At 62.7% G+C, this 2,608-nt stretch carries 3 protein-coding genes and 1 tRNA gene; 3 read left to right on the top strand and 1 reads right to left on the bottom strand.

Features of this window, described 5'->3' with window-relative positions; all coding sequences use genetic code 11:
- The first annotated feature begins 431 nt into the window (after positions 1-431).
- Both EN984_RS30570 and EN984_RS30565 read left to right on the top strand, forming a co-directional pair.
- On the top strand, positions 432-1,115 hold the full coding sequence (locus EN984_RS30570; protein WP_127271163.1) for a phosphoglycolate phosphatase: 684 nt from the start codon (positions 432-434) through the stop codon (positions 1,113-1,115).
- 138 nt (positions 1,116-1,253) lie between these two features.
- Positions 1,254-1,328 (top strand) — tRNA-Val (locus tag EN984_RS30565).
- A 52-nt stretch (positions 1,329-1,380) separates the two neighbouring features.
- On the opposite strand, the gene EN984_RS30560 is transcribed toward EN984_RS30565, so the two are convergent.
- The gene (locus EN984_RS30560; RefSeq protein WP_127269439.1) at positions 1,381-1,734 is read right to left on the bottom strand and encodes a hypothetical protein; all 354 of its coding nucleotides are present in this window, start codon (positions 1,732-1,734) and stop codon (positions 1,381-1,383) included.
- A 672-nt stretch (positions 1,735-2,406) separates the two neighbouring features.
- On the opposite strand from EN984_RS30560, the gene EN984_RS30550 reads away from it, so the two are divergent.
- Positions 2,407-2,608, top strand: a 202-nt coding sequence (locus tag EN984_RS30550) for a PepSY domain-containing protein (protein WP_127384187.1), incomplete at its 3' end; no start/stop codon positions are given.

The following is a 2,608-nucleotide window of genomic DNA, read 5'->3' as shown; positions in this document are numbered from 1 at the left end:
CTGGAAGCTCGCCGCGAAATGTCCGGTCCGATGGGGCCTGCTTGCCCGGCGCGCTCGCCCAGGACAATCGCTTCAGGTTTTGGAATTCGCCCCGTCACCCTTTTCCTGACGCTGGCGCCGCCCCTCACCTGCCTGCCGGCATCCTCTCCCCGTATAGTGAGGGGCGCTCTCATCGGTGGTTTCGCCAATCACCAGCGTTGCAAGAAGGGCGCCGTCATTGCGGCCAGCCACTTCTCCCCGTCACTATACGGGGAGAAGTGCCCGGCAGGGCGATGAGGGGCAGCGCCGGCTTCCACAATTGGTGGTCCCGCCACACGTTGAAACTGTCACCGGTCTGAAGCGATTGCCAAGCCGGCTTGCCCCCAGTCAGCTTGCCTTGACGCGCCGCAGCCGCTATCGCCTGCCCATTGCACACCTGCCCAGGACAGACCATGACCCGACCAATCATCGTGTTCGACCTCGACGGTACGCTGATCGACACAGCGCCGGACCTGCTCGACAGCCTGAACCACAGCCTTGCCGCCAGCGAGATCGCCGCGGTCGACGAAGCCGGCTTCAGGCGTTTTGTCGGTCACGGCGGCCGGGTGATGATCGAGCGGGCGCACGCCGCCCATCAGCGATCGCTTGCCGTCGAGGAGCACGACCGGCTGCTGAAACTTTTCCTCGACCACTACACGCTCAACATCCCCGGCAAGTCGCGCCCCTACCCCGGTGTCGTCGAGGCGATCGCGCGCTTCGAGGAGGCCGGCTATGTCCTCGCCATCTGCACCAACAAATACGAAGCCAACTCGCTGGCGCTGATCGAGGCACTCGGCCTGACCAAACATTTCGCGGCCATCGCCGGCCAGGACACGTTCGCCTTCCGCAAGCCCGACCCGCGCCATCTGATCGAGACCATCAAGCTGGCCGGCGGCGACCCGCACCGCGCGCTGATGGTCGGCGATTCGCAAACCGACATCGACACGGCAAAAGCCGCCGGCATTCCCGTGGTGGCGGTCGATTTCGGCTACACCGACCGCCATGTCCGCGAATTCGAACCCTCGGCTGTCATTTCGCATTTCGACGCGCTGACGCTCGATCTGGCGCAGAAGCTGATTGCCGCTGCGGGAAACTGACGGAATGTAGCCGGCGTTGGTCGGAGACAGGGCGCAAAGCACAGCAAAACCGATCCCTGTCAGAACGCCGGACAGCGCCTTGACTTACCGCACCCGCCTCCCTTATATCGCGGCTCGCTTGGCCTTTGGGCAACGAGCGGGCGATTAGCTCAGCGGGAGAGCACACCCTTCACACGGGTGGGGTCGCAGGTTCAATCCCTGCATCGCCCACCAAAATCCTTACGGCAGCCGGCGATGTCTGGTTGTGGAGATGCACCAGCCGCGATCAGCGCTTCATCGAGTGCAGGATGGCCTGCATGTGCTCTTCCAGGTCGAGTTCACCCCGAGCCTCGGCGGTCAACAGGTAATCGGCCTTGGCCCGGCGGTCGCCTCGGCTGATCGCCGGATAGGAGCAGATGGCCAGCAAGGCTTCCTGTTCAATCCGGTCTGCCGTCCTGCGTTCGTGGCTGCTGCTGCCCGCTCGATGAACAACCCTGTGAAGCCCGGCATAGCTGGCTTCATGGGCTCCGATCAGCGACCGCAATTCGGGTGAGGCCCCTTCCGCTTCGGCAAATTTCGGTTCAATGGCCGAGGCCACGGCGGTGAACGCAAGAAGTGTACGGCGGGTGACTTCGGGCATGCCTCGTATCCCTGCTCTCTGATCATGCAGGCACACCATAGCACCGGCGCAACGGTTCGAAGAGATGCTCCGGGACGCGACCGCACTGTCTGCTGACAAAATGTATTCGCTTCATAGCCCGCCCTCCCAGCGGCAAGTGTGGCCTTAAGTCGCAATGATTGGCTTGCTAAAGCAGGGTTTCGGGCTTCATTGACACCGCGACCAACACCATATGGTGATCCACAGCCCTCCAAAACGAGAGAAGCTCGCTTTGACACGGTCGCATTGCGGTCGTCAGCCGGCAATGGCTATGAACCAGGAACCTGAAAAACCATGCCAGAAAATATCAGACCGATTTCGAAAGACGTCCCCCTCATTCAGCTAGGCGTCTATCAGTGCCGCTTCCCGGTGAGCGAAGACCGGTCAGTGCCCGGCGGTTATCGTTTCTGTGCTGGGCCAACTTCGGCGGATCGCGTCTATTGCGATCACCACCACAGCATCGTGACTGCCGTCGACCCTCGCCGAACCCGTTCAGGTCTCCACCCCGCTCAACGACGCGCCGCGTAAGTCAAGCGGGCGGCGGCCCCTCATTCGGGCAGCTGCAAACCGGTGGACTGAATCGGCACGCATTCCGGCTGCGGAACAAACCGGCACGCCAGCGAGTTTCTGTCCGACGAAACTTGAGGGAAAGCCATGTCCAGATTGCTTCTGGCGACCAGCGTCGCCGTTCTTCTCGCCGGCGGGGCAGCCTTGGCCGCGGACGACAAGCCGCTGCCGCCGCCCAATGCCAAGAAGCTGTCGGAGATCATCGCCAAGGTCGAGCAGCGCGACGGCTTTCGCTATGTGGACGAGGTCGACTGGGACAGCGGCGCCTACACCGTCACCTATTACACGG

Origin of the sequence: Mesorhizobium sp. M7A.F.Ca.CA.004.12.1.1 (assembly GCF_003997835.1) — a bacterium.
Classification (GTDB): Bacteria; Pseudomonadota; Alphaproteobacteria; order Rhizobiales; family Rhizobiaceae; genus Mesorhizobium.
This window is presented reverse-complemented; position numbering and strand designations above follow the sequence as displayed.

Coding starts and splice junctions, on each gene's coding strand:
- EN984_RS30570 (WP_127271163.1), top strand. CDS start 432: ATGACCCGACCAATCATCGTGTTCGACCTCGACGGTACGCTGATCGAC.
- EN984_RS30560 (WP_127269439.1), bottom strand. CDS start 1,734: ATGCCCGAAGTCACCCGCCGTACACTTCTTGCGTTCACCGCCGTGGCC.